This window comes from Microbacterium sp. (genome assembly GCF_047972865.1).
GTDB lineage: Bacteria > Actinomycetota > Actinomycetes > Actinomycetales > Microbacteriaceae > Microbacterium.
The window spans coordinates 1-5,098 of sequence record NZ_JBKEAY010000112.1; the positions used below are offsets into that span (position 1 = coordinate 1).

3 protein-coding genes and 1 pseudogene are annotated in these 5,098 nt (G+C 72.5%); 3 read left to right on the forward strand and 1 reads right to left on the reverse strand.

The window, feature by feature from the left end; genetic code table 11:
* From ACK5KK_RS07100 to ACK5KK_RS07110, 3 genes and pseudogenes are all read left to right on the forward strand, one after another.
* Window positions 1–2,139: pseudogene (locus tag ACK5KK_RS07100) on the forward strand (DNA polymerase III subunit gamma and tau); the annotation flags it as partial.
* Between the two features lie 3 nt (window positions 2,140–2,142).
* On the forward strand, window positions 2,143–2,739 hold the full coding sequence (recR, locus tag ACK5KK_RS07105) for a recombination mediator RecR (RefSeq protein ID WP_416889391.1): 597 nt from the start codon (window positions 2,143–2,145) through the stop codon (window positions 2,737–2,739).
* Window positions 2,740–2,744: 5 nt separating this feature from the next.
* Window positions 2,745–3,653 carry a DMT family transporter gene (locus ACK5KK_RS07110; protein ID WP_416889392.1) on the forward strand — a complete coding sequence of 303 codons (909 nt, stop codon included), beginning with the start codon at window positions 2,745–2,747 and terminating at the stop codon, window positions 3,651–3,653.
* Between the two features lie 3 nt (window positions 3,654–3,656).
* On the opposite strand, the gene ACK5KK_RS07115 is transcribed toward ACK5KK_RS07110, so the two are convergent.
* Window positions 3,657–5,096, reverse strand: a complete 1,440-nt coding sequence (locus ACK5KK_RS07115) for a threonine/serine ThrE exporter family protein (RefSeq protein WP_416889393.1) — start codon at window positions 5,094–5,096, stop codon at window positions 3,657–3,659.
* Between the last annotated feature and the right edge of the window lie 2 nt (window positions 5,097–5,098).

The window sequence follows — 5,098 nt, forward strand, 5'->3', positions numbered from 1 at the left end:
GCGCGCGATCTGCGCGAGCGCGCGAACTTCGCCCCGGCGCGCGACCGGTACAAGATCTTCACCCACGACGAGGCGCACATGGCGACGGCGCAGGGCTTCAACGCGCTGCTGAAGCTCGCCGAAGAGCCGCCCGACCACGTGTAGTTAGTGTAGGCGACCACCGAGCCCGAGAAGGTCATCGGCACGATCCGTTCCCGCACGCACCACTACCCGTTCCGGCTGGTGGCCCCGGCGGCGATGCTCAGCTACGTGGAAGAGCTCTGCGCGGCGGAGGGCGTGACGGTCGAGCCGGGGGTGCTTCCGCTGGTCGTGCGAGCCGGTGGCGGGTCCCCGCGTGACACGTTGTCCCTGCTCGACCAGCTGATCGCCGGGTCGGATGCCACCGACGCGGGCATCGTCGTCGGCTACGAGCGCGCGGTCGCGCTGCTGGGCTACACCCACGGTGCGCTGCTGGATGAGGTGATCGACGCGTTCGGCGTGGGGGACGCCGCGGTCGCGTTCGGGGCCGTCGATCGCGTCGTGCAGACCGGGCAGGATCCGCGCCGTTTCGTCGACGACGTCCTCGAGCGGCTGCGCGACCTGATCATCGTGGCCGCCACCGGCGACGGGGCTGCCGCGGTGCTGCGGGGTGTCTCCACCGACGAGCTGGCACGGATGGCGGGCCAGGCGACCGTGTTCGGCACCGACCGGTTGTCGCGGATCGCCGACCTCGTGGTCGCCACCCTCGACGATATGACCGGCGCCACCTCCCCGCGCCTGCAATTGGAACTGCTCGTCGCGCGGGTTCTCGCCGCCGGCGGGGTGCTCGCCGGCGGCGTGGCCTTGGTCGCCTCCCCGCCCCGCGCGGCGCCGGAGGCGCCGCCGCCGTCCGGGGTCACCGCCGCGGTCCGGCCCGCCGACGTGGCGGCACCGACCGACGCTGCCACGTCCGACGCCTCCGCCACGGCTGCCCTCGCCGACGCGCCTCGGTCCTCGCGCGTGCCGGGAACGTCCGGCCCGGTCGACGCGGCGCTGCCGGTGGACGACGTCGTCTCGACCGACGCCGTCCTGACCGAGCCCGTCCTGACCGAGCCCGTCCTGACCGAGCCCGTCCCGACCGAGCCCGTCCCGTCCAGCCCCGTGTCGTCGAGCCCCGTCTCGATCGACCCCGGGCCGTCGCCGGAGGCCGCGGTTGCGTCACCGCCCGCGCGCCCGTCCGGTCCCGTCGATGCGTCGGTTCCGAGCGCTGCCGTGCCGGAGCCCTCCGACGCCGCTGCGCCCGAGAGCGCGGGTGTCGGCCCGGTGGACATCCCGGTCACGCTGGATCGCCTCCGCGAGGCATGGACGGGCATCCTCGCCCGGCTTGAAACGGTCAGCCGATCGTCGTGGTTGCTGGCCACCGGGGCGCAGCCGGTCGCCTACTCGGCCGACGATGTGCTCACCCTCGTCTTCGCCCGGCAATCCGATGTGGCCGCGTTCAAGAAGCTGGCCGCGGGCAAAGGGCCCAGCGAAGATCTCCGCGGCGCGATCCAGGCGGTCCTCGGCGTGCGTGTCAAATACGTCGCACGCTACGAAGCGGCCGCGGCCCCAGCACCGACCCACGACGCGCCGACCCCCGACGCACCGACCCGCGACCTGCCCGCCGACGACCGCTCGGGCGGCGATGGCCCGGGCGACGGGAACACATCCCGGCAGGGGGCCGGGCCGAGCGGCGCTGCCGGCGATGCTGCGAGCGGCGGCACGACCACCGCACCGGTGCCACCGGCCGCGCGCCCGGGGTCGGCACCCGGTCCGATGCGGCCCGGCGGCGGGACCGCGCCGGTCACCGAGTGGGAGGTCGCGCCGATCCCCGGCGGAGATGCCTCCGCGCAGCTCGCGGTCGACGACGAGCCGGAAGACGCGGCATCCGCCTCGGTACGGACGCTGACGCAACCGCGCGACGGTGAGGTGATCGACGCCCCCGAGCCGCGGGAGGACGACGGCGACGACCGCGACGAGCAGCCCGTGGCGATCGACGCGGACGAACCGGCGCCGCCGGCCGCCGCGCGCGCATTCCAGGCCGATGGCATCGAGCGGGTCGGGGAGGCGGTCGTGCGTCAGGTGCTCGACGCGCGGTTCATCCGCGAGGAACCCTATGCGCCCCCGACGAGGTTCTCCTGATCCATGTACGACGGCATCGTTCAAGACCTGATCGACGAGTTCGGACGCCTTCCGGGAATCGGTCCGAAGTCGGCCCAGCGCATCGCGTTCCACATTCTGCAGACACCCACCTTCGATGTGAGCCGCCTCGCACACCTCCTCGGTGAGCTGCGTGAGCGCGTGCGGTTCTGTGAGGTGTGCGGCAACGTGTCCGAGCAGGAGCGGTGCGCGATCTGCCGCGACCCGCGCCGCGATCTCACGCTCATCTGCGTCGTCGAAGACGCCAAAGACATCGCCGCCATCGAGCGCACCCGGGAGTTCCGGGGCCTGTACCACGTACTCGGGGGCGCGATCAGCCCGATTGCGGGCATCGGCCCCGATGACCTGCGCATCGCCGCGCTCATGCAGCGACTGGCCGACGGCACCGTCCAAGAGGTCATCGTCGCCACCAACCCGAACCTCGAGGGCGAGGCCACCGCGACGTACCTGAGCCGGCTGCTTCACGCCCTGGAGATCCGTGTCACCCGGCTGGCCTCCGGGCTGCCGGTGGGCGGCGACCTCGAGTACGCCGACGAGGTCACCCTGGGGCGCGCTTTCGAGGGTCGGCGCGCCCTGTCGTGAGCACGATGCCCGTCTCCGCCCGCGGCTGGATGCTTTACGGAGCGATGGCCTTGCTGTGGGGCATGCCGTACCTGTTCATCAAGGAAGCCGTCGACACCATCACCCCCGCGGCGATCGTGGCGGGCCGGACGCTGATCGGCGCCGCGATCCTGCTGCCCATCGCCCTCTACCGCCGGTCGCTGTGGCCGGCGCTTCAGAAGTGGCCGTGGGTGCTCGCGTTCGGCGCCGTCGAGATGGCCGGCCCCTTCCTGCTGCTCGGCCACGCCGAACAGTCGATCCCCTCCGGCACCACGGGGCTGCTCGTGGCCACGGTGCCGTTGTTCGCGGCGCTCATTGCGGTGCTGCGCGGCGACCGCACGGCGTTGTCCCCCCTGCGGGGGCTGGGGCTGGTGATCGGTTTCGCGGGCGTCATCGTGATCGTGTCGGGCCCGGGGCTGTCGGTGGGGACGAACCCCGCGGCCCTGTGGGCGGTGGTGGAGGTGCTCCTGGTCGCCCTGCTATACGCGATCGCGCCGTTCATCGTGGCGACCCGGCTCCGCGACGTGCCCTCGTTGGGCACGATCAGCCTCGCGCTGCTGGCGATCGGCATCCTCTACCTACCCATCGCGCTGCTCACCCCGCACGAGGCGCCCAGCGCGCGTTCGCTGGGCGCGTTGCTGGCGTTGGGTGTGCTGTGCACCGCGGTGGCCTTCGTGTTCTTCTTCGCCCTGATCGCCGAGGTGGGACCGGTGCGTGCCCCGCTGTTCACCTACGTCAACCCGGTCGTGGCGATCCTGCTCGGTGTCGTGATTCTGGGGGAGCAGCTCGCCGGCGGCCTGCTCGCCGGATTCCCGCTCGTGATCGTCGGATGCTGGCTCGCCGCGACCGGTGGACGCATCCGTCGTCCCGCCGCGCCGGCCGCGGTCGCCGACTGACCATCACCGGACTGAGGAGCCCTCCCTGGCGGTCGTCGGGTCCTGGCGGATACTCGTCAGGCGTCCCCGGGCGCGGGTGGCTGACGCGAGTGTCGCCCGTAACGGCTGACCTGCGTAGATCCCGAGTGAAGCGCCCACGGCAAGACTGATCCCGATGGTTGCGGCGGCGGCGAGCATGCTGAACCCGGTCAGCATCGGTGCGGTGTCGTCGCCCGCCGCCACCACGCTCAGCACGCCGCGGAAGACTGCGGCGCCGGGGACCATCGGCAGAATCGCCGCGGTGGTGATCGCTACCGAGGGCACATGCAACCGGTACGCGGCGATGATCCCCACCAGGCTTCCGGCGAACGCTGCTGTGCCCGCGGCCGCCGCCGGTGCGAACCCGACGACGGTCGTCCCCACGTACACGCCCCACGCCACGAGGCTCAGCACCACGCTCACCGCGACGATCCGCGTGCCGGCACCGTTGAACAGGGCGACGGCGACGGCGATCATCGCCGCCCCCAGGAACTGCATCCCGACCGGGCCGAGCGGCAATGCCTCCGTGGGCGGGGACATGCCCCACCCGATCAGACGAGCGAACTCCAGGCCGGCGATCATGCCGACCACGACCCCCACGGTCTGGGTGACCAGCTCCAGAATGCGCCCGCCCGCGGTGAGCGCGAACCCGTCGATCGCGTCCTGCGCGGCGCCGACCACGGTCAGACCGGCCAGCATCAGCACGATGCCGGAAGCCACGATGACGGAGGGGCGGACCTGTTCGCCCGCGCCCCACGCAGTGTGAGAAAGGAGTGTCGTGGCCGCGGCGGCCGCGGTGAGTACGAACGCCCCCGCGATCTGCCGGAAGAAGAACGGCACGCGTGCGCGGGCCAGGACCAGTTGCGTGAGCGCGGCGAGGGCCGCCGCGATGAACGCGAGCGCGATGACGGCCAGGCCCCCGCCGAACATGACAGCGACCCCGACCGCCAGCGACGCCTGCGACGCTACGACGACCAGCGGACCGTAGCGCTGCGGGGCGCGGCGGATCTCGCGGGCGGACGCGAGCGCGGCATCCAGCGGCAGCCCGGCGCGGATGTCGGCGACGAGCGCCTGCAGCCGTTGCAGGCGGGTGTGGTCGGGAACGGCAGCGCGTACCACCCGCAGCAGTGTGATGGGGCGGTCGGCGCCGCTGCGGTGGAACGCCACCGTGATCGAGTTGTAGGTGATGTCGACGTGCACCGGGGCGACGCCGTACGCGCCGACCACCCGGGTGATCGCGAGAGTCACCTCGCTGGCCGGGTCGCCGGCGACCAGCATCGTCTCGCCGATCCGGATGGCCAGATCCAGCACCCGCACGGCCCAGGCATCGCCGATCACCGGGAGCGTCTCAGTCGGTTCGACGGCCGCGACGGTGGGCCGGACCAGTTCCCGCATCGCCTGCTGCACACGCGCACGCCGCGTCATGT